Consider the following 20,154-nt stretch of genomic DNA (forward strand, 5'->3'; position numbering starts at 1 on the left):
AAGGATCCGCTCCGTGGGCCACAACGCTTCAGCTGCAACCCCTCTGACCAGCACAGTCGTCGCCGATGGCTTTGACCGCTGGAGCCCTCCGCTGCACAAGGATTTCGAGAACAACGCCCACAACGGCCGAGTGGGCCAGACGCTGGTGAAAGAGACCGATTCACTGCGCATGTGGGAGACCCATCTCCAGCCGGGCGAGCGCATTCCGGTCCACCGGCACGTCCTCGACTACACCTGGATAGCCCTCACCGATGGCCGGGCCCGCCAGCACGCGAGCGACGGCAGCAGCCGAGAGATCTCGTATGTCCGCGGGCAGACCCGGCATTTCACGTTCACCGAAGAGCGTCATCACCTCCATGACTTCAGGAATATCGGCGACCAGGTTCTGTCGTTCTTGGTCGTCGAGATGAAGGAAGGGGCCAATAGACCCCTTCCGTTGACGGATGGAATCACCGACTCCTGAGCAGCCTCATGGCGCGGCGGAGAACGCGGCGAGCAGGGCGTCGTTCGCGCGCCGGTTGCCGATGGAAATGCGGCAGGTGCCGGGAATGAGGAAACTGACGTCGGCGACGACGATCCCGGCGTGGTGGAGTTGCTCCATGACGCGCTCGTGCTGGTGGAGTCGCACCAGCAGGAAGTTGGCCTCCGAGGGGAACACCCGCTCCACCGCCGGGTGATCCGCCAGCAGTCCGGCCATCCGGTCGCGCTCGGCCCGGATGTGCCGGATGGCGGCGAGCGGCCGCCGCGTGTTGGTCAGCCGGTCCCGCACGGCGGCCTGCGACGCGTCGGTGAATCCGAAGGGCACCTGGACCCGCCGCAGCGCGTCGATGATGCCGGGCCGCGCCAGGGCGATCCCACAACGGGCGCCGGCCAGGCCCCATGCCTTCGAGAGTGTTCTGAGCACGATGAGGTTGTCGTGCTCGGCGACGAGACCGGCGTACGAGGGCTTCTCGCTGAACTCGACATACGCCTCGTCGATCACGACAAGGCCCCGCGTGCCCGTGACGAGGGCCCGCACCTGCGCCGGATCCAGTCTGGTCCCCACGGGGTTGTTCGGATCGCACAGAATGGTCACCCGCGGATCGGCGGCCAGGATCCGCTCCGTGTCGAGTTCGGACAGGTCGTCGCCGTCCAGGGGCACCTCGACCAGGGGCAGGCGCAGCAGGCGGGCGAAGTGGGCGTAGAGCGGGAAGGTGGGCGGCGTGACGCACACGCTCTCACCGGGTGATGCCAGCGCCGCGAGGAGCAGCATGACGCCGTCGACCGACCCGCTGGAGAACAGCAGATGGTCCGGTGTCAGAGCGCCGGTGCCCCCGTGGCCGGGCAGCTTCGAGATCGTGTCCAGGTAGGTGCGGGCGAGCTCGGTCGTGTCGAGATGGGGGTACTGGCCGGCGGCGCCCAGGAACGGGTTGGTGTTGCTCGACAGGTCGATGGTGTCGAACCGTGGCTGGTTGCGGGCGCGTGCCGGGCCCGGGACCGGCACGGTCGTGACGGGAGGAGCCGCGAAGCGCGACAGGGCGGGCTCCTCCCCTCTTTCGTCCGGGACCGTGACGCCTTCGGCGCGCAGCCAGTGGTCGAGGGGGACGAACAGGTCGGCTCCGAGGCCGCGCTTGCCGTCGGTGTTCCCCGGGCCGAGGTGGACCCAGTGCAGGCCCGCGCGCCGGGCGTCGAGGTAGAGCCCGTACAGGGCCGCTTCGTGGAGTTCCCTCTCGGAGACGGGGTCGTATGCGGCGGGGTCGATGGCCTGCGTCAGGTGGTAGAGCCCCCGGCCGTTGTGGGACCTGACCGTGAGCGCGACCTGGACGACGGTGCTCCCCCGGCGGCGCACCAGTATCTCCGCGCGATCGGCCAACGATCCGTCCACGAGGGCGTCGAGGGCCTGGTCGTTGTACGGGTTGTGGCCGCCGCCGTGGCGCTCCGCCCCGTTCCGGTGCAGTTCCACGAAGGCGTCCCGCGCCCAGGGCTGCCCGCCGAGCTCGCTCACGCGGATCCGCTCCCAGGTGAGGTCACGGGAGACGGCGTCATGGCAACGCCGCAGGGCGCGCTGTCGGCCGCCGCCCACGCGGGCGCGCAGGAGCTCGTCCACGTCCCCGGTCAGCCGCACGACGCACTCGGGGTCGGCGGCGCAGGGCAGGAATCCCGCGGCCCGCAGTGCGCGGGAGTCGTCGGTACGGCGCACGTTGGGCACGAGGATCTGGGGCACGTCAAGCGCCTGGGCGCGACGCACCAGCTCTTCGGCCGCGGGGGCGGTGGGAGCGGGGCTGGTCGGGGTGTACAGGGCCCCGCCGCCGATCAGGGTGGGGCGTTCGAGGACGGCGGGGTCCAGGGAGTCGAAAGCCCCCTTGCCGCCCGCCAGTCGGGCCAGGGGCCCCACCGGCTCGCGGGAGCCGAGGGCGGCGCCGAGCATCTGCTGCAGCGCCGCTGCGTCTGTGGGTCTGCGCATGTCAGTGCTCCACTCCTCGCCCCGCCGCGTGCTCGCCGGCGTGGGCCTCGATGCGGTCGCGGTACTCCTCGAACAGCTCGGCCAGCGTGCGGGCTATGCCGTCCTTCCAGTCGACGGAGCAGTCGCCGATCAGACCCCGGCGTACCTCGTGGTCGAAGAGCGCGGTCTCGCGGCTGTAGTCGCTGCGGTCCAGCTGGACCGGCACGCCGGTGAGCGCGGACATGTGCTCCAGGAGGTCGGTCATGCCGACTTCCTCGTCCCCGCCCCAGTTCACCACCCGTGCGGGCGTCCCTGCCGCGCCCCACAGCAGCGGCACCTGCCGGACGAGGTCGTCGGTGTGCAGCAGGTTGCAGTAGTTCTGCCCTTGCCGGGGCACTGCGCAGGGCTGTCCCTCGCGCATCTGCTTGAACAGGATCATGGGCACACCACCGTGGCCGTACGGGCCGTAGGCGATGTTGAGCCTGGCGATCACCGTCGGCAGCCCGAGCGCTTCGGCCAGGCCCCGCGCCACTCCTTCGGCTGCGAGCTTGCCGACCGGGTACGTCGGCAGCCAGGGCACCGCGCCGCCCACGGCATCGCTCTCCCGGTAGCGGTGGGTGCTGTCGGCCCGGTTGTAGACCACCCCGGACGAGACGTACAGGAACGCCTCCGCGGTGGCGCAGTGGGTCATCAGCCGTGCGGTGCCCGCGGCGTTGACGCGGGCGGTGTCCGCGAAGTCCGTGCCGTCGCCCCGGTGCACCGCCGAGTGCAGTACGTGGGTGAAGTCGCGCGGCAGGTCGTCCAGCGTGTCGGTGGCCATGTCCCAGGTGAAGGTGTGCGCGCCCATTGCTTCCAGGGCCTTGCGGGCGGCCGGGTCGCCGAACCGGCCCGGACACCACACCTCGTTGTCCTGGGCGAGCGCTTCGGCGACGGGCATCGCGACCTGCCCGGTGCCACCCGTGACGAGAATCTTCTTGCCTTGCATTCCTGTGTCCGTCCTTAGCCGAGCGCGAGGCTCAGTTCGTGCCGCAGCGTTGCCTGGAAGGTCTGTACGTGCTGGGGGCTCATCAGGGTGTAGTGCTCGCCGTCGACCTCGATGTACCGGTTGGGGTTGCGCGTGAAGTCGTCCCAGTGACGCAACTGGTTGTCGAGCCACTCCTGCTTGGTGCCCTTGAGCGGGGTGCAGTAGAAGACGCGCACGCCGTCGACGGTCCCCGAGGGTTCGTAACTCCGGCCCAGGTGGACCATGTTCTGCGCCAGGTGCACCCAGGTGGTGAACTGCTCGACGGTCAGGTCGAGTTCGATCAGCCGCCGCTTCGGCGCGTGGTCGACGAGATAGGCCAGTTGGTCGGCTTCGGGCAGCGGTCGCAGGGTGGCGGTCAGCCCTTCGATGTCGGCGGGGGCGATCAGCTCCAGGAACAGCGCCAGGTTGATCGCGCCGTCGGTGAAGGTGATCTCGTTCATGCGCCCGGAGATGCTCGGCGGCAGGTTGAAGACCCCGACGAACTTGACCTCGTCGCCGTCGGCCTCGATCCGCTTGGCGATCTCGAACGCGACGGCCGCGCCGTAGGAGTACCCCGCCACGGCGTACGGTCCGCTCGGCTGGGTCCGCCGGATCGCCTCCACATAGGTGGTGACCATGTCGTCGAACGATGCGAAGTGACTCTCGCCCTGCCCGAACCCACGGGCCCGCAGCGCGTAGAACGGCCGCTCCCCGGTGAAGTACTTGGCGAGGTTGACGAACACCAGCACCTCCCCCAGGCCGGGGTGGACGCAGAACAACGGCGTGCCGTCGCCGGTGACCTGGAGGGGCACCAGCGGGTCGTAGGCGGAACCTGCGTCGGCGCTCCGTGCGGCGGCGAGACGGACGGCCAGTGCGCGCACGCTGGGGGCCTGCAGGAGCGTGGACATCGGTACGGCGTCGATGCCGAACTCGGTCTGTATCTCCAGCTTGAGCCGCAGCACGTCCAGCGATGTGCCGCCCAGGTCGAAGAAGCTGGCGGTCGTCGGAACCTTCTCGGTGTTCAGGACGCGGGCGTAGATGGCGGCCAGGGCGGTCTCGACGTCGCCCTCCGGTGCCACGTAATCGCCGAGGAAGCGGGTGCTCACCTCGTCGGACCGGCGGACGGCAGCGTCCAGGGCGCCGGCCTCGACGGCCGTCCGCAGCCGCGACCGCTGGACCTTGCCGAGGTTGCCGCGGGGGATGTCCGCCTCGGCGACGGGGAGGATCAGCTGGGGCCTAAATCCCCAGTGCATCACCGTTGAGCTGCGGATCGCCACGAGGGCCCGGTACACGGCGGAGTCGTCGGCCGGATCGCCCGCGGGGACGAACGCGACGGCGAGCTGTTCCGAATCGGCGCCTTCGGGGCGGATCGGGAAGGCCGCGATCTGGCCCCGCCGTACGCCGTCCAGCTCGTCGAGGACCGATTCGAGGTCGTGGCTGTAGTAGTTGACGCCGTTCACGATGACGGAGTCCTTGGTCCGGCCGACCAGCGTCAACCGGCCCTCGGCGTCCAGGCGTCCCAGGTCGCCGGTGCGGAACCAGCCGTCGGGGGTGAATGCCTGGGCGGTGGCCTGCTCATTGCCGAAATAGCCGTCGGTGACCATCGTGCCGCGCAGCTGCACCTCACCGGATTCGGCCGTGGCGGGCCGGTCGCTGGAGGCGAGGACCGTGCCGTCGCCGTCCACGATGCGGATGCGCAGCCCCCGTACGGGACGGCCCAGCGGAGGGAACTCCGTCTCCTGGTCACGGGCGGCGAATTCACGGTTGAACACGCTGCCCGCACACGTCTCGGTCATCCCGAACGCGGGCACGATCACGTCCTCGCGCAGGCCGTGAGGGGCGAGGGCGTCCAGGAACGCCCGGACGGTGCCGGTCACGGTGGCCTCGCCGCCGGAGATGATGTGCCGCACCTGCGACAGATCCAACTCCCCCGGTGGTACGGGGCGTTGGGCTAGGGCCTGGTTGATCTGTCCGAACAGGAAGTTGGGGGTGAACGTCACTCGCACCTGATAGGCCGCGACCAGTCTGAGCAATTCCACGGGGTCCGCGAGCACCGTGGCCGGGGTCGCCATGACCTGGTCGGCCCCGTTGAACATCGGGAGCAGGTTCGCCTCGATCGCGGCGATGTGGTCGGCCGATATCCAGTTCAGCGACGTGTCGTCGGGCCCCAGGTCCAGCGCACCCGCCTTCCCGGCCTGCGCCGCGAGGAGGTTGGCGTGGGTGAGTCTGACCGCCTTGCTCGATCCGGTGGACCCCGAGGTGAGCATCAGTACGGCGAGGTCGTCCGGGGCGGACTCGTGGAGCCGGGCGTGCTCGGCAGCGGCATGACTCAGCTCCTCCACTGTCACTGCCCGCAGACCGACTTCGGGCAGGTCGCCCTGGGACTCCTTGGACACGATCACCAAGGGGTCGCCCAAGAGCGTGCGCAGGTGCTCCAGTTGGGTGCGCCACCGGGAAGGGTCGGCCGGTGGCGCGACCGGACAGGGCACGACTCCGGCCAGGACGCACCCCCAGAAGGCACGGAAGAAGCTCTCGGGGTCGTGGGCGGAGATGAGCACGCGCTCGCCCGGGGCGGTGCCGCCGTCGCGCAGCCCTTGGGCGATCCGGCAGGCGCACTCCCGCAACTCGGCGTACGAGAGGAAGGAGCCGCCGATGAAGGTGATGCCGCGCGATGTGTCCCGGGCCGCGCTTTCGAGCAGCTGCGGGAGCGTCGAGGCATGACGTTGGTCCGGCATAGGAATGACGACCTCCGATCAGAGAAAGCACCATGACTGGGAAGCGATGGGGGAATGTCTGGCAATTCGGCGCGGGCCGGTCCTCACGCCGGGCGCACGTCGGCGCACGGGCTCACGGGCTCACGGGCTCACGGGCGCACTTCGGCGCATGGGAGGCCACGGGGAACGTGCCGAGCTCGGAATTTCTGGCGGCCAGAAATTCTCGTGGAAACCGCCTACAGATCGGCGGTATGGGCGGTACCCGTCAGCCGCCGCCCTCGTTGAAGCGGACGATTTCGTCGATCGTCTTCTGCAGCTTCAGTTCGTCCGGGTCGGAGACGATCGCCTGTCCGTATCTGCCGTACGGACCGATCGACGCATCGGGCGACACAGGATATTTGATCTCGTCGAAGGAGAAGTGACGCTCGAAATCTCGCTGGGTCAACGTGCCGTCGCTCGGACGGCGCAGGAGGATGTATCCGTAGAACCGGTCGGGAACACGAATGTCCGGGACCTGCGCCGGCTCCTCGCCGAGGGCCAGGCTTATTTCCACGTCGAAGAGGTCGACGCCGAAAGTCAATTGGTTGACCTGCGGGGAAAGCGCGCCCGGCAGCCGGATGGCGCATTCGCCGAAAGTGAGACCGGCTTCCCGCGCGAAGGCTTCCATGTGGAATACGCAGTCAGGTGCGCCGAGACTCTCCAGCGCCTGCCCGGCGAGCTCCTCGGCCTGCCGGAACAGTTCCGGACGCAGCCTGCGGTCCAGGATGTGCGCGGACAGGATGCCGCCCTGCACGGCACTGAGCGGTGAGATGTGATTGCTGCTCATCGACGACCACTGAAGACGGCCGTTCTTCCAGATGCCGTCCATGTAGACCTCGGGGGCGTCGACGAAGGACTCGGCGACGATCTCGACGTCCGACCGGCCCGGGAACAGCTCCAGGGCCCGCGCATACTCTTCGGAAGATCGAACGATGCTCGTGCGCAGCGAGCCGGCTCCGATCGCCGGCTTGATCACGAAGACGTCCCCCAGGTCCCTGGAGAGCTCCAGGAATGCAGTGTCCTTCGTGACGTACCGGCACTGCGCCCGCTGGATGTGCGGCGGCAGCTTGCTCTTCTGAAGATACTTGTCCCGGAAATAGAGGGCTGCTCCTGAGTCCATATTTCCAGGGAGGTTCAACTGCCGCCGCACATAGGCGGCACAAAAGACACCCATTTCATGAACGGTGAGCACTCCTGCCACATCATCAACATGCGCGGAGAGCACTGCTCGCAATACTTCCTGAGCGTTCTCAATGTCGGCGACCCGCTTGAAGCGTCGCCCCTCTGGCGCGCTCGCGGGCGCCTGCACTATATAGCAGGGATCCAACCCTCTGCGCAGGAGTGCCTGGTCGAGATCGTCCCTGTATCCGATAACAATCATCGTCGGCATGCTTGTCTCCCCGAAATAAAGCTAGCCAACCAACTCGACGCATCCTGTCACACCCGTAACAGGCATGTGGATATGCGCAGTCATGATCGTTTGTCAGTTGAGATGTGATTTAACTCACAAGTAAAGCTTTAGTCGAATAGGCATGGAATGATTCATTCCGCGCCAGCCCAGTGGAGCAAATTCACCGCGCCACCGCCTGCTTAATTCGACCGGTACAAGTAAACAAAGCCCCATATGGCACCGCATGGGGAAGAGAAGGCAAGCAAGGGTTCCATGTACGAGATGTGCCTGAGCGGGTGGCGGTGGCCGCCACCCGCTCAGGCACCCGCTCCGGTCGCTGCCGGAAAACCCCTCGGGCGGTCAGCCCAGAGGTCCCGGGGCCGGGAGCGAGGAGGCGGCGCGCCGCTCGCCCCCGGTCGCCCGGCAGGTCACGTCGGCGGCGGGGAGCCTGCCGGTGGCCAGGTAGGAGTCAGCAGCGGAGTCCGCGCACGGGTTCGTGGAGTAGACGCCGTGGCCCTCCCCCTCGTCGACCGTCACCAAGCGCGAGCCCTTCAGCTGACGGTGCATGGCGCGCGCGGTGACCAGCGGGGTCTGCGAGTCCCACTCGTTCTGCACGATCAGCGCCGGGACCTCGTTGTTCACCGCGGTGGCGGGCTCAACAGGCTTGTCCCAGAAGGCGCAGGGCATGATGCCCGAGGCGAAGTCCCCGTACAGCGGATAGCGGACCGCGTCACGAATCAAGTCCCGGTGGTACGTCTCGGGGTCGCGCGGCCAGGGCCCGTCAGCACACATCACGGTCACGGCGGCCGAGATGTCGTCCTCCGCCGGAGGCTCGGGATCATCCGGGCCGTTCGCCGTCCTGCCCCCGGCGGCCTCCTTCAGTTTCACGACCCGCTCGGCCGCGTCGCGGACGGTGTAGAAGTCCCGTCGCACCAGGGCCCGCACCCCGGCGCCGTCGAGCGGCACCCCGTCGAACTCGATGGGATCCCGGTCCGCCCTGGCGACCACGTCCCAGAAGCTCTTGCTCACCGCGCCCGGTGTGTCACCGAGGCCGTAGGTGGCGTCGTGTGCGGCGGTCCACTTCGTCCACCGCTGGAACGCCCGCTCGGCCTCCGGGGCCCAGACCTGGAACATCCCGCGCCACGCCCGCTTCGGGTCGACGGCACTGTCGAGGACGAAGCGGTCGGCACGCCGGGGGAACATCTGCGTGTAGACGGCGCCGAGGGCAGTGCCGTACGAGACTCCGTAGTACGAGATCTTCCGCTCGCCCAGGACCGCTCGCAGGACGTCCATGTCACGCGCGGTGTTGCGGGTGGTGATGTACGGGAGGGTGTCCCCCGCCTTCGAACGGCACTTGTCGGCAACGCTCTTGGCCCAGAGGGCGTTCTTGTCGAATGTCCGCAGCGGGCGCAGCACCGTGTTGTCCTCGGCGTCGAGGCCGCATTGGACGGGTGTGCTGCGGCCGACTCCCCGCGGGTCGAACCCGATGAGGTCGTACCGCTCCTTCACCTTCCGCGGCAGCGCTTCGTCGAGCTCCAGCGGCATCTCAAGACCGGGGCCGCCGGGCCCGCCCGGGTTCGAGAGCAGCACGCCATGGCGTTTGCCGGGGGCGCTGGTCCTGAGCCGGGATATCGCGATGTCGATCTTCTTCCCGCCGGGGGCGCGGTAGTCCAGCGGAACCTTCAGGGTCGCGCACTGGAGGGCTGCGGGAGTGTTCCCGCCACACCGCCCCCAGACCGGTTTCTGCCGGGTGTACGGACGCAGGGCCCCGGCCTCCGTAGGGACTGACGACGAGGAGGCAGCAGCGGAGGGAGCCGTAGAGGCGGACGGGCTTGCGGTGGCCGGAGTGGCGGCGAGGCCGGGGGCCAGAGCCGCCATCACGCTCACGGCAAGCAGCGGTACGAGCGGTCTTCTTTGCATGCGGACGATCCTTCCGGTGGGCCCCTGGTAAACCTCGATGGGCTCCAAGGGGCCCCATGGGCAGGGATATTGCGGGACATGAGCGATGTTGTCCCGTCCAGCCGCCGCGCGACTCATCCCGGAGGCCCGAGTGACTCCGCCTCACGTGCCACACAGGGGCCATGCGTCTACTCCCTCGGGAGGAGTACGTGGGTCGGGGGCTCAGAGCAACCAGCCGCTCAGAACCCGGCGTCCACGGGCGACGCCGCCCAACTCCCCGCCGTGAACAGCCGACATGGTCGCAGCGCCCGGCGATTACCGCGTTCGGGTGGCTTGGCGGGCCGGGTGCAACCAGACGGCCGCCCGACCGCTTCCTGTCCGACACAGGCATTGCCCGCACGTCGTGAGGAAGCCGCCATGACTTCACCCGCCACCATCCTGCCGACCGTCAACTGGGATGCGGAGGCCGACTTCCTGCTGCCTCCGCCGGACCCGACGCAGCGTCTGGACATGGCCGCCCCGACCGTGCTCACACCCCGCGACCGGCACCGTCTGAGCCTGCACGCGACGCTCACCACGGCCGGGATTCCTCCCCACCCCGACGACACCAAGGCCATCGACGCACTGAGCACACTCGACGACACCGTCGCCCTCGCGATCTGCCGCTGGCTCAACACCCATGCCCGGCACGCGATGCCGCTCACGTGACGCGACGCGGGTGCGCACCCCGTATCCGCCCGCGGCGGCGACGTCAGCGGCGGCCGGTCAGCCTCGGTGGAACAGATCCTGCGGGTCGACGCGTTCCCAGCGCGAGCGCGGGGCGGGCGTACGCGGCACTTCCCGGTCCTGCGCCTGCCATTCGCGTACCAACGCGTCGTAGATCGGGGATTGCGAAGCAGCCTCCCCACCACCGGTCCTCGTCCCGGCACGGGGTGGCCGTGGTGAAGGCACCCCGTTCCCCGCATCGCTCATGCGCAGTCCAACGATCCTTTCCGCTCCCGGAACCTGCAGGATTTCGTCCGCGTCCGGCATTAAGCCCGTGGCATGCGCATGCCACGGGCTCAAGGGAACGTCAGATGCAGATTACTGACTCGATGGACCGTCTGTGTGCGGTCTTCGAATTCATACCCAAACGAGAGAAGCCGAGCGCCGGTTCGGTACCCATCGTGCCCGAGCGTCGTTGGCAGGTGTAACGCGCAGAATGGCTGTGCGCCGGCACTCCTGGGACTTACTCCTTGCCCAGGGGCCCAGGAGTGCCGACCTCCGACATAGAACAGTGACGCCCTATGCCCGAACGTCGACCGATCGATCCAGCCGACGACGACCGCCCCGAAGGGGACGGCCGCGACCATGATCGCTCGCGGAGAGCGATGAACACAGCACTGCAGTGTGCGGAGTTGCTGGGCCGGATCATCGACAACTCGGCGGACGCAGGTGACTTCGCCACCTTCGCGTGCGCCCTCGTGCCCGAGGCCGCACTCCTCGTCCGGCTGGCCTCCCGAGCCGCCCGGCGGATGGGGAGGAGGCTGAACCGCACAGGATCCGACACCTAGTTCCTCCCCTAGCCAAGAGGTGACGTGGGCCTACCGCGCGTCGGCCCACGATCGCCACCTGTTCAAGTTCCTTTTGAGCGCAACTCTTTGCACACAACATCGCAACCTGCTCGCGACTACTCAACGCTGACCCTCATCGGCAGTGTCGCTTTTCAAACTGTGACACTCGATTGAGTGACGAGTTTATGCAAGTAAGCTGCGCGGAAGCCTGTCGATCCATATTCTCTGCCCAGACGCCGCCATTTCTCCGTGCCGGCGGCCGCCAAGCGACCGCGGGCCAATACAACAAAGCATGCGCGCGGCCACAGAGGCGATTGCTGCGGATCAGCTGATGTACGCCGCGAGGTGCTCTCCCGTGAGCGTGGAGCGGTCGGCCACGAGATCCGCGGGCGTGCCCTCGAAGACGATCTTGCCGCCGTCGTGGCCCGCCCCGGGGCCGAGGTCGATGATCCAGTCGGCGTGCGCCATGACTGCCTGATGGTGCTCGATGACGATCACCGACTTGCCGGACTCCACGAGCCGGTCGAGCAGCCCGAGCAGTTGCTCCACATCGGCGAGGTGCAGGCCGGTGGTCGGCTCGTCCAGGACGTACACGCCACCCTTCTCCGCCATGTGGGTGGCCAGCTTGAGCCGCTGCCGCTCGCCGCCGGACAGCGTGGTGAGCGGCTGGCCCAGGGTGAGATAGCCGAGCCCCACGTCGTCGAGCCGCTCCAGGATCTTGTGCGCGGCAGGCGTACGCGCCTCGCCCTCGCCGAAGAACTCAGCCGCCTCGGCCACCGACATCGCGAGCACCTCGCTGATGTCCCGGCCGCCGAAGGTGTATTCGAGGACCGCGGGCTGGAACCGCTTCCCCTCGCAGTCCTCGCAGGGGGACTCGACACTGGCCATGATCCCCAGGTCGGTGTAGATGACGCCCGCGCCGTTGCACACGGGGCAGGCACCCTCGGAGTTGGCGCTGAACAGCGCCGGCTTCACGTCGTTGGCCTTGGCGAACGCCTTGCGGATCGGGTCGAGCAGTCCGGTGTACGTCGCCGGATTGCTGCGCCGCGACCCCTTGATGGGCGCCTGGTCGACCGAGATGACGCCCGCGGACGCGGGGACCGAGCCGTGGATCAGTGAGCTCTTGCCGGAGCCCGCGACGCCGGTGACGACGCACAGCACACCGAGCGGGACGTCGACGTCGACGCCCTGCAGGTTGTGGCGGGTGGCGCCGCGGATCTCCAGCGAGCCGGAAGGTTCCCGGACCGTCTCCTTGAGCGTGGCACGGTCGTCGAGGTGGCGGCCGGTGACGGTGTCGCTCGCCCGCAGCCCGTCGACGGTGCCCTCGAAACAGACGGCACCGCCCGCCGTACCGGCACCGGGGCCGAGGTCCACGACGTGGTCGGCGATCGCGATGGCCTCGGGCTTGTGCTCGACGACCAGCACCGTGTTGCCCTTGTCCCGCAGCCGCAGCAACAGCTTGTTCATCCGCTCGATGTCATGGGGGTGCAGACCGATGGTCGGCTCGTCGAAGACGTACGTGACATCGGTGAGCGAGGAACCGAGGTGGCGGATCATCTTGACGCGCTGTGCCTCGCCGCCCGACAGCGTGCCCGCGGGGCGGTCAAGGGAGAGGTAGCCCAGGCCGATCTCCACGAACGAGTCGAGGGTCTGCTGCAGCGCGGTCAGCAGCGGCGCCACCGACGGCTCCTTGAGCCCTCGCACCCACTCGGCCAGGTCGCGGATCTCCATGGCGCAGGCGTCGGCGATGCTGATCCTCTTGATCTTCGAGGACCGGGCCCCTTCACTGAGCCGGGTGCCGTCGCATTCGGGGCAGGTGGAGAAGGTGACCGCCCGCTCCACGAAGGCCCGGATGTGCGGCTGCATTCCCTCCTTGTCCTTGGAGAGGAACGACTTCTGGATCTTGGGGATCAGACCTTCGTAGGTGAGGTTGACGCCGTTGACCTTGACCTTGACCGGCTCCCCGTAGAGGAAGTCCCGCAGTTCCTTCTTGGTGTACTTGCGGATCGGCTTGTCCGGGTCGACGAAGCCGGACTGGGCGTAGACCTGCACGGTCCACTGGCTGTCCGACTTCCAGCCGGGGATGGTGAACGCGCCCTCGGAGAGCGACTTCGAGTCGTCGTAGAGCTGGGTGAGATCGATGTCGGAGACCGAGCCCCGGCCCTCGCAGCGCGTGCACATGCCGCCGGTGCGGTGGAAGGTCGCCTTCACGGTCTTGGTCTTGGCGTCACCGCGTTCGACGGTGATCCCGCCGCTCGCCCGGACCGATGCGGTGTTGAAGGAGTACGCGCTGGGCGGGCCGATCTGCGGCTTGCCGAGGCGGCTGAAGAGGATGCGCAGCATCGCGTTGGCGTCGGTGGCGGTGCCGACCGTGGAGCGGGGGTCGGCGCCCATCCGCTGCTGGTCGACGATGATCGCGGTCGTCAGGCCGTCGAGTACGTCGACTTCGGGGCGCGCCGGCGTCGGCATGAAGCCCTGCACGAACGCGCTGTAGGTCTCGTTGATCATCCGCTGCGACTCCGCGGCGATCGTGCTGAACACCAGGGAGCTCTTGCCCGAGCCGGAGACACCGGTGAACACCGTCAGGCGTCGCTTGGGGAGCTCGATGCTGACGTCCTTGAGATTGTTCACGCGCGCGCCGTGCACACGGATCAGGTCGTGGCTGTCGGCGGCATGGAGCTCAGGCGACTGGGTGGTTCTTCTCTTGGCCGGGCTCATGGTGTCTCCATCTGTCGGGCGGAGCCGCCCGCGCGGTCTCCGTCGGTGTCGCCTGACTCGATCTGATCATCGCCGAGCGCTACGTCAGGTTCTACTTCGTCGGCGTGGCCGCGGCAACGGATCTCTGTCCTTCCGCTTAGCGGTGGCTGCCTTCAGCGCAGCTCCTGGATGCGGAGGAGGTTCCCGGCGGGGTCGCGCACGGCGCAGTCGCGTACGCCGTAGGGCTGCTCGGTCGGCTCCTGGACGATCTCCGCGTCCATGGCCCGCAGCCGCGCGAAGGTGCCGTCCAGGTCTGCCGTGGCCAGGAGGATGCCGGCGTAGGTTCCCTTGGCCATCATCTCGTCGATGGTGCGGCGCTCGGCGGCGGTGATGCCGGGGTCGGCGGCGGGCGGCCGCAGGACGAGGGAGGTGCCGGGTCGGCCGGCGGGGCCGACGGTGATCCAGCGCATCCCGTCGTGGCCGATGTCGTGGCGGACCTCGAAGCCGAGGATGTCCCGATAGAAGGCGAGGGAGGCGTCCGGGTCGCTGTGCGGGAGGAAGCTCGCGAGAAGGGTGACGTCCATGGACCTCACGCTAGGCGCGGCGCTCGGGCCCGCGCTTCTCGAATCCTGACCGGTCCGGTCACCGGGAAATGCCTCGGGGGCGGCACCGCATGGTGCCGCCCCCGATCGCCGCGCCCGTCGTCAGGACTGGGGACGGCTGCCGTGGTTCGCGCCGTTCTTGCGGCGGGCCTTCTTCTTGCGACGTCGCTTCGAGGACATGGATACCTCCGTGGTTCCCGTGGTGCTTCCCGGGCACGAGCCCAGGCGATCATGCGCCCCCTACCCAGAACAACGCCTGGTAATGACGTGGCCTACGTCACGACGCACACCACATGTGGTGATCTGCTCCCCTCGACGCCGCGCACCCGGCCGCGCGCCCGGGGACGGAAGGCTCAGGCAGGGATCGCTTCGACGGTGGCGACGACGGTGCCGAACAGGTCGGTGATGGTGGTCAGGGCCGCGGTCTGCAGCGCGGCGGCGGGCAGGACGGTGCCGTCGGGGGCGGCAAGGGCGCGGGTGGCAGTGGCTTCGGCGACGACGGTGGGGCGGTACCCGAGGTTGAAGGCGCCCTGGGCGGTGTAGTTGACGCACATGTGTGTCATGAACCCGGCGAGCACCAGGTCCTTGCCGCTGCCCGGGGCGATGCCCAGGTCGGTCAGCGTCTTTTCCAGCTCGGTGGCGTGGAAGGAGTTGGGGAACTGCTTGACGACGACCGCCTCGCCGTCCACCGGGGCGACCTCGTCGCTGATGGCCCCGATGTGGGCGCTGATGTCGTAGGGGGTGCCTTCGCCGCCGTCGTTGAGGATGTGGACGACCGGGGTGCCCGCGGCACGGGCGCGCTCCAGGAGGCGGGCCCCGGCCGCGAGTGCCTCCTCGGCGCCGTCCAGGGCCATGACGCCGGTGCGGTAGGTGTTCTGGAAGTCGATCAGGATCAGTGCGGATTCGCTCAGCCGGGGCGGCTGGCTGTCCAGGCCGATCACGTCGCGCAGGGTCGTGGAGGGCTGGTCCGTGGAGGACTGATTCGTGTACGTGCTCATGGGTGAGTGCCTTTCGCGTGTGGTGTTCGGTGTTGCGCGGTGAGTGGGCATGGCGAAGCCGCAGGGCTCGCCTGTGTGCCCGAGGGATGGCGCGGGTGCCGGGGAGGGGTGGGCCGGGGGTGAAGAGGGTCAGGGGGTCTGGATGCGGAAGCGGCGGCGGTAGGCCGCCGGTGTGGTGGCGAGCTGCCGGTTGAACGCCCGGTGCAGCGTCTCCACGGAGCCGAGCCCGGCGGCGGTCGCGACCTGGCCGAGCGGACCGTCGCCGGTCTCCAGGAGGCGGCGCGCCACCTCCACGCGGGCGGCCTCCACGTAGTCAGCGGGGCTGGTGCCCGTCTCCTGTTTGAACACCCGGGCGAAGTGCCGCTCGCTCAGGCACATGCGGGCCGCGAGCGCCGCCGCCGACAGGTCCTCGTCGAGGTGCTCGGCGATCCACAGCCGCAGTGCGTCGATGTCGCGGCGGGCGGACGCGGGACGGCTGAGCGGCACGGAGAACTGACTCTGACCGCCCTGGCGCTTGAGGTACATGACCAGCTGCCGGGCCACCGACAGGGCCACGTCCTCCCCCTGGTCCTCGGCCACGAGCGCCAGGGCGAGGTCCAGGCAGGCACTGATCCCGGCCCCGGTCCACAGCCGGCCCCGGTCGGTGCGTACGAAGATGGGGTCCGGGTCGACCGTGACGGCCGGGTGCTCGGCCGCGAGTTGGGCGGCGGTCGACCAGTGGGTGGTCGCCGTCTTCCCGTCGAGGAGCCCGGCCGCCGCCAGCACGTGCGCGCCCACGCACACCGATGCCACTCGGCGGGCCTGCGGGGCGGTCGCCTTCACCCACTCCACGACGTCCGCGTCGATGCGGGCGACCGGGCCCTCCTCGGTCATGTCGACCGCGCCGGGCACCAGCAGGGTGTCCACCTGTCCGCGCACCTCGTCGAAGCCCAGGTCGGCGATCAGCCGCACCCCGGCCGACGTACGGACCTCGCCGGCGACCGGCCCGGCGAGGCGGACCTGGTAGCCGGCACGGCCCGCGGTCTCCCGGTTGGCCAGCGCGAAGACCTCGGCCGGGCCGGTGACGTCGAGGAGGTCGGCATCGGGGAAGACCGCGATGACGACACGGTGCGGAGTGGGCATGACCCCATCCTCACCGCCCCCACCCATGGCCGCAATGACGGTTCTCTGTCACATCCGGACATGCCTCATACGACCGGTGGACGACTCGTCGCGCTGCCGCGCCGCCGGGAACATTCGTCCAAGACGGCCGCTGCCCGGCATCGGCAGAGTCGGGGCACCGAGCGGCACACCGGCTGCCCGGCGAACCGAGGGGAACCAACGATGGCGAACGACGACACCACTGCGAACGACACCGAGGGCGTCCGTGACCTGGTCGCCCAGCTCGTGTTCGGAAGCCTGGCCGCGCAGACCGTCCGCGCGGCCGTCCGGCTGCGGGTGATGGAGCTGATCGGCGACAAGGAGCGGTCGGCCGCCGAAGTGGCCGCCGACGCCGGAGCGCGCCCCCAGCCCATGACCAGGCTCCTTCGGGCGCTGGCGAGCCTCGGCCTGCTGCGTGAACACACCGCGGGCTCCTTCTCGGTGACCCCCGCGGGAGCCATCCTTGACCCCGGGCGGCCCGGCTCGATCACCTCGCTCGTACGGATGTTCACCGAGCCGACGATGCTGCGCGCCTGGGAGCACCTGGACGACAGCGTCCGGACCGGTGACGTCGCGTTCGACGCCATCTTCGGGAAGGACTTCTTCAGTTACCTCAAGGAGGTCCCGGACCTGTCCGCGGAGTTCAACGCGGCCATGGGCCAGGCGGTCAGGGCAGCCGCGGCGGCCCTGCCGCGCGCCTTCGACTTCGGCCGCTTCACCACGGTGACCGACGTCGGTGGCGGGGACGGCACGTTGCTGAGCGCCGTACTCCGCGAGCACCCGGCCCTGACGGGCGTCATTCACGACACCGAGGAGGGCCTGGCCCAGGCCTCGGCGACGCTGGAGCGCCACGGGCTCACGACGCGATGCTCCTTGGTGGCCGGAGACTTCTTCCGCTCGGTTCCCGAAGGCTCCGACGTCTACCTGATGAAGAGCATCCTGCACGACTGGCCGGACGAACAGGCCGCCTCGATCCTGCGCCACTGCCGCGAGGTACTGCCGCCCGCGGGACGCGTACTGATCGTGGAGCCGGTCCTGCCCGAGGTCGTCGACACCGAGACCGCCGGACTCACGTACCTGACCGACCTCAACATGATGGTGAACGTGGGCGGCAGGGAACGCACGCGTCCCGACTTCGAGAACCTCTGCCACGAGGCAGGCCTGACCCTCACGGCGGTGACCCCGCTGGCGCAGGCGGATCCGTTCTGCCTCATCGAGGCGACAGCGGCCCGCATCACGACCTGATCACATCCTCCATATTTCAACCGCATATGACCTACCGTGTTCCGGCTGGCTCAACCTCGGGGGGACATATGCGCGTTCGCGCTACTGCGGCTGTGGCCGCCATGCTTCTGGCCGCTCTGACCGCGTGCGGCGGCAGTGACGGTGGCGGCGACGCGGCCGACTCGAAGCCGTCGGACGACTCGAAGGGGGCGGCGGCCAAGAAGGTCGACTGCGCCGATGAGGACATCAGTCAGGCCGACTGGACGAAGCACTGCTCCGAGGAGGGTGCCGGCAGCGAAGCGGACGGGAGCGAGGAGAAGGCGACGGGCCTGGAGTTCGGCGAGTCCTACACCTGGCCCGACGGCCTGAAGGTGTCCGTCACCGAGGCGAAGGTGTTCAAGGACTACGACGCCGAGCTGATGGAGTCCGCCGAGCCCGGCAACACCGACTTCCGTGTGCGGCTGAAGCTGACGAACTCCGGCAAGTCCGCCGTCGCCCTCGATGACTTGTCCCTCATCATCGAGGGCGCCACGAACGGCGGCGAGGCCGCGCAGACCGCGTTCGAGAAGGGGGCCGAGCCGCTCCAGGGGCGACTGGCTCCCGGGGTGTCGGCCACCAAGACGAACGACAACGCGCTCGAGACGAAGTACGGGAAGAAGATCGTCGTCACGGTGCAGCGCAACAGCGAGGAACTCAACCTGGACTTTCCGGAGTTCACGGGGTCCATCACCGGGTGACCCGGGCCGGTGGCGGCCGCTGATGCTCGTCGGCATAGGTTGACCACATGGTGGAGGGGGCGAGCCCCGCGGCGCGGACCAGGCCGCAGGAGCAGCGAACGGGCGCGCGGCATGCCGCCCGACGGAAGAAGAAGCAGGGCGGGCTCGTCCGTTCGTCGTTGCTGATGGCCGTCGGCACGGTGGTGTCGCGGGCGACGGGTCTCATCCGGCAGGTGCTGCAGGCCGCCGCGCTGGGAACGGGCCTGCTGGCCAGCACCTACAACACGGCCAACACCGTGCCGACGAGCCTGTACACGCTGTTGATCGGTGGCGCGCTCAACGCCGTCCTGGTGCCGCAACTGGTGCGCGCCAGGGCGACGCAGCCCGACGGCGGGCGCGCCTACGAGCAGCGTCTGGTCACGCTCGTGGTGTGTGTGCTCGGCGTCGGGACGGCGCTGGCGGTGTGGGCGGCCCCACAGATCGTGGGCCTGTACATGCGCGACACCCCCGCCACGCACGCGTCGTTCGAACTGACGGTGACGTTCGCCAGGTTCCTGCTTCCGCAGATCTTCTTCTACGGCCTGTTCAGCATCTACGGACAAGTCCTCAACGCCCGCGAGAAGTTCGGCGCGATGATGTGGACGCCGGTCCTGAACAACGTCGTGCTGGTCGGCATGTTCGCCGCCTATCTGACCCTGATGACCGTCCCCGATCGGGTCGAGGACATCACCACCACCCAGGTGCGGCTGCTCGGCCTCGGCACGACGGCAGGCATCGCCGTACAGGCCCTGGCGCTCGTCCCGTTCGCGCGGGCGGCGGGTTTCCGGTTCAGGCCGCGCTTCGACTGGCGCGGCACCGGCCTGGGCCGCAGCGTTCACGCGGCGAAGTGGACGCTGCTGTTCGTCCTGGCCAACCAGGCCGCCCTGACGGTGGTCACGAACTACGCCAACGCCGCCGACCAGGAGCTGCCGCACGACGGCGTCGGCTACTCCGCCTACACCTACGCGCAGACCATCTGGCTGCTGCCGCAGTCGATCGTCACCGTGTCCCTGGTGACGGCCCTGCTGCCACGCATGAGCCGCGCCGCGGCGGAGGGACGGGTCCAGGACCTGGGCGCGGACCTGTCCCGGGCCCTGCGGATCAGCGGCGTGGTCATCGTGCCCGCCGCCTTCCTCCTCCTCGCCCTGGGGCCGCAGATCGCCTCGCTGCTGTTCGCCCACGGGGCAGCGGACGCCGCGTCGGCCCGGCCGCTGGGCTACATGCTGCAGGCCTTCGGACTCGGCCTCATCCCGTTCTCCGCCCAGTACCTCCTGCTGCGCGGTTTCTACGCGTTGGAGGACACCCGGACGCCCTTCTTCATGGCGTCCTGGATCGCGGTGGTGAACATCGCCCTGGCCACGGCCTGTCATCTGCTGCTGCCGGCCCGCTGGGCGGTCGTCGGCATGGCCGGGGCCTACTCCCTGTCCTATCTGGCCGGCCTCGCGCTCACCGCGTACCTGCTGCGCAGGAGACTCGGAGCCCGCATCGACGACGGCACCCTGCGCCGCACCTACGGGAAGCTGCTCTGCTCCGCGGGCCCCGCGGCGGGACTCGGCTGGGCCGCGACGCGCGCGTGCGCGGGGCTGGGCAGCGGGACGTGGCCGACCGCCGCCGCGCTCTGCGCCGGGGTGTTCACGACGGTCCTGGGATACCTCGTCCTTGCCCGGCTGATGAAGGTCGGCGAGCTGCGGCGGCTGCCCGGAATGCGCTGAGTCCGG

At 69.1% G+C, this 20,154-nt stretch carries 16 protein-coding genes; 6 read left to right on the plus strand and 10 right to left on the minus strand.

All coding sequences use genetic code 11. From position 1 onward, the window contains the following. Positions 1 to 13: 13 nt before the first annotated feature. On the plus strand, positions 14 to 463 hold the full coding sequence (locus OG302_RS04845) for a hypothetical protein (protein ID WP_371525558.1): 450 nt from the start codon (positions 14 to 16) through the stop codon (positions 461 to 463). A gap of 6 nt (positions 464 to 469) precedes the next feature. On the opposite strand, the gene OG302_RS04850 is transcribed toward OG302_RS04845, so the two are convergent. The 5 genes from OG302_RS04850 to OG302_RS04870 all read right to left on the minus strand — a co-directional run bounded on the left by OG302_RS04850 (position 470) and on the right by OG302_RS04870 (position 9,488). Continuing rightward, positions 470 to 2,443, minus strand: coding sequence for an aminotransferase class I/II-fold pyridoxal phosphate-dependent enzyme (locus OG302_RS04850; protein ID WP_371525559.1), 1,974 nt, complete (start codon positions 2,441 to 2,443; stop codon positions 470 to 472). Between the two features lies 1 nt (position 2,444). Then, the gene (locus OG302_RS04855; protein WP_371525560.1) at positions 2,445 to 3,407 is read right to left on the minus strand and encodes an NAD-dependent epimerase/dehydratase family protein; all 963 of its coding nucleotides are present in this window, start codon (positions 3,405 to 3,407) and stop codon (positions 2,445 to 2,447) included. 14 nt (positions 3,408 to 3,421) lie between these two features. Beyond that, positions 3,422 to 6,160 carry an alpha/beta fold hydrolase gene (locus OG302_RS04860; protein WP_371525561.1) on the minus strand — a complete coding sequence of 913 codons (2,739 nt, stop codon included), beginning with the start codon at positions 6,158 to 6,160 and terminating at the stop codon, positions 3,422 to 3,424. A gap of 244 nt (positions 6,161 to 6,404) precedes the next feature. After that, complete coding sequence (locus tag OG302_RS04865; protein WP_371525562.1) at positions 6,405 to 7,568, minus strand: acetyl-CoA carboxylase biotin carboxylase subunit family protein; 1,164 nt, start codon at positions 7,566 to 7,568, stop codon at positions 6,405 to 6,407. Between the two features lie 360 nt (positions 7,569 to 7,928). Then, complete coding sequence (locus tag OG302_RS04870) at positions 7,929 to 9,488, minus strand: alpha/beta hydrolase (protein WP_371525563.1); 1,560 nt, start codon at positions 9,486 to 9,488, stop codon at positions 7,929 to 7,931. Between the two features lie 396 nt (positions 9,489 to 9,884). Between OG302_RS04870 and OG302_RS04875 the strand changes: the two genes are divergently transcribed. Beyond that, positions 9,885 to 10,175: a hypothetical protein gene (locus tag OG302_RS04875; RefSeq protein WP_371525564.1), complete on the plus strand. Its 291-nt coding sequence runs from the start codon at positions 9,885 to 9,887 to the stop codon at positions 10,173 to 10,175. A 662-nt stretch (positions 10,176 to 10,837) separates the two neighbouring features. Then, positions 10,838 to 11,020: a hypothetical protein gene (locus OG302_RS04880; RefSeq protein WP_371525565.1), complete on the plus strand. Its 183-nt coding sequence runs from the start codon at positions 10,838 to 10,840 to the stop codon at positions 11,018 to 11,020. 324 nt (positions 11,021 to 11,344) lie between these two features. Here the strand turns inward: OG302_RS04880 and OG302_RS04885 are convergent, their stop codons facing one another. The 5 genes from OG302_RS04885 to OG302_RS04905 all read right to left on the minus strand — a co-directional run bounded on the left by OG302_RS04885 (position 11,345) and on the right by OG302_RS04905 (position 16,439). Then, the gene (locus tag OG302_RS04885) at positions 11,345 to 13,738 is read right to left on the minus strand and encodes an ATP-binding cassette domain-containing protein (RefSeq protein ID WP_371525566.1); all 2,394 of its coding nucleotides are present in this window, start codon (positions 13,736 to 13,738) and stop codon (positions 11,345 to 11,347) included. Positions 13,739 to 13,890: 152 nt separating this feature from the next. Then, positions 13,891 to 14,301, minus strand: coding sequence for a VOC family protein (locus OG302_RS04890; RefSeq protein ID WP_371525567.1), 411 nt, complete (start codon positions 14,299 to 14,301; stop codon positions 13,891 to 13,893). A gap of 120 nt (positions 14,302 to 14,421) precedes the next feature. Next, positions 14,422 to 14,499 (minus strand): 50S ribosomal protein bL37, encoded by a 78-nt coding sequence (locus OG302_RS04895; RefSeq protein WP_370443954.1) that lies wholly within the window; start codon positions 14,497 to 14,499, stop codon positions 14,422 to 14,424. A 173-nt stretch (positions 14,500 to 14,672) separates the two neighbouring features. Continuing rightward, positions 14,673 to 15,317, minus strand: coding sequence for a cysteine hydrolase family protein (locus OG302_RS04900; protein ID WP_371525568.1), 645 nt, complete (start codon positions 15,315 to 15,317; stop codon positions 14,673 to 14,675). Positions 15,318 to 15,446: 129 nt separating this feature from the next. Next, positions 15,447 to 16,439 carry a GlxA family transcriptional regulator gene (locus OG302_RS04905; RefSeq protein ID WP_371525569.1) on the minus strand — a complete coding sequence of 331 codons (993 nt, stop codon included), beginning with the start codon at positions 16,437 to 16,439 and terminating at the stop codon, positions 15,447 to 15,449. Positions 16,440 to 16,640: 201 nt separating this feature from the next. Here OG302_RS04905 and OG302_RS04910 point away from each other — a divergent pair, with 201 nt between their 5' ends. The 3 genes from OG302_RS04910 to murJ all read left to right on the plus strand — a co-directional run bounded on the left by OG302_RS04910 (position 16,641) and on the right by murJ (position 20,148). After that, the gene (locus tag OG302_RS04910; protein WP_371525570.1) at positions 16,641 to 17,702 is read left to right on the plus strand and encodes a methyltransferase; all 1,062 of its coding nucleotides are present in this window, start codon (positions 16,641 to 16,643) and stop codon (positions 17,700 to 17,702) included. 92 nt (positions 17,703 to 17,794) lie between these two features. Beyond that, positions 17,795 to 18,418 (plus strand): hypothetical protein, encoded by a 624-nt coding sequence (locus OG302_RS04915; RefSeq protein ID WP_371525571.1) that lies wholly within the window; start codon positions 17,795 to 17,797, stop codon positions 18,416 to 18,418. A 47-nt stretch (positions 18,419 to 18,465) separates the two neighbouring features. Then, a complete protein-coding gene (gene murJ, locus OG302_RS04920) occupies positions 18,466 to 20,148 on the plus strand; it encodes a murein biosynthesis integral membrane protein MurJ (protein WP_371525572.1) in 1,683 nt (560 codons plus the stop codon). Positions 20,149 to 20,154 lie beyond the last annotated feature (6 nt).

Source organism: Streptomyces sp. NBC_01283, from assembly GCF_041435335.1.
Taxonomy (GTDB): Bacteria; Actinomycetota; Actinomycetes; order Streptomycetales; family Streptomycetaceae; genus Streptomyces.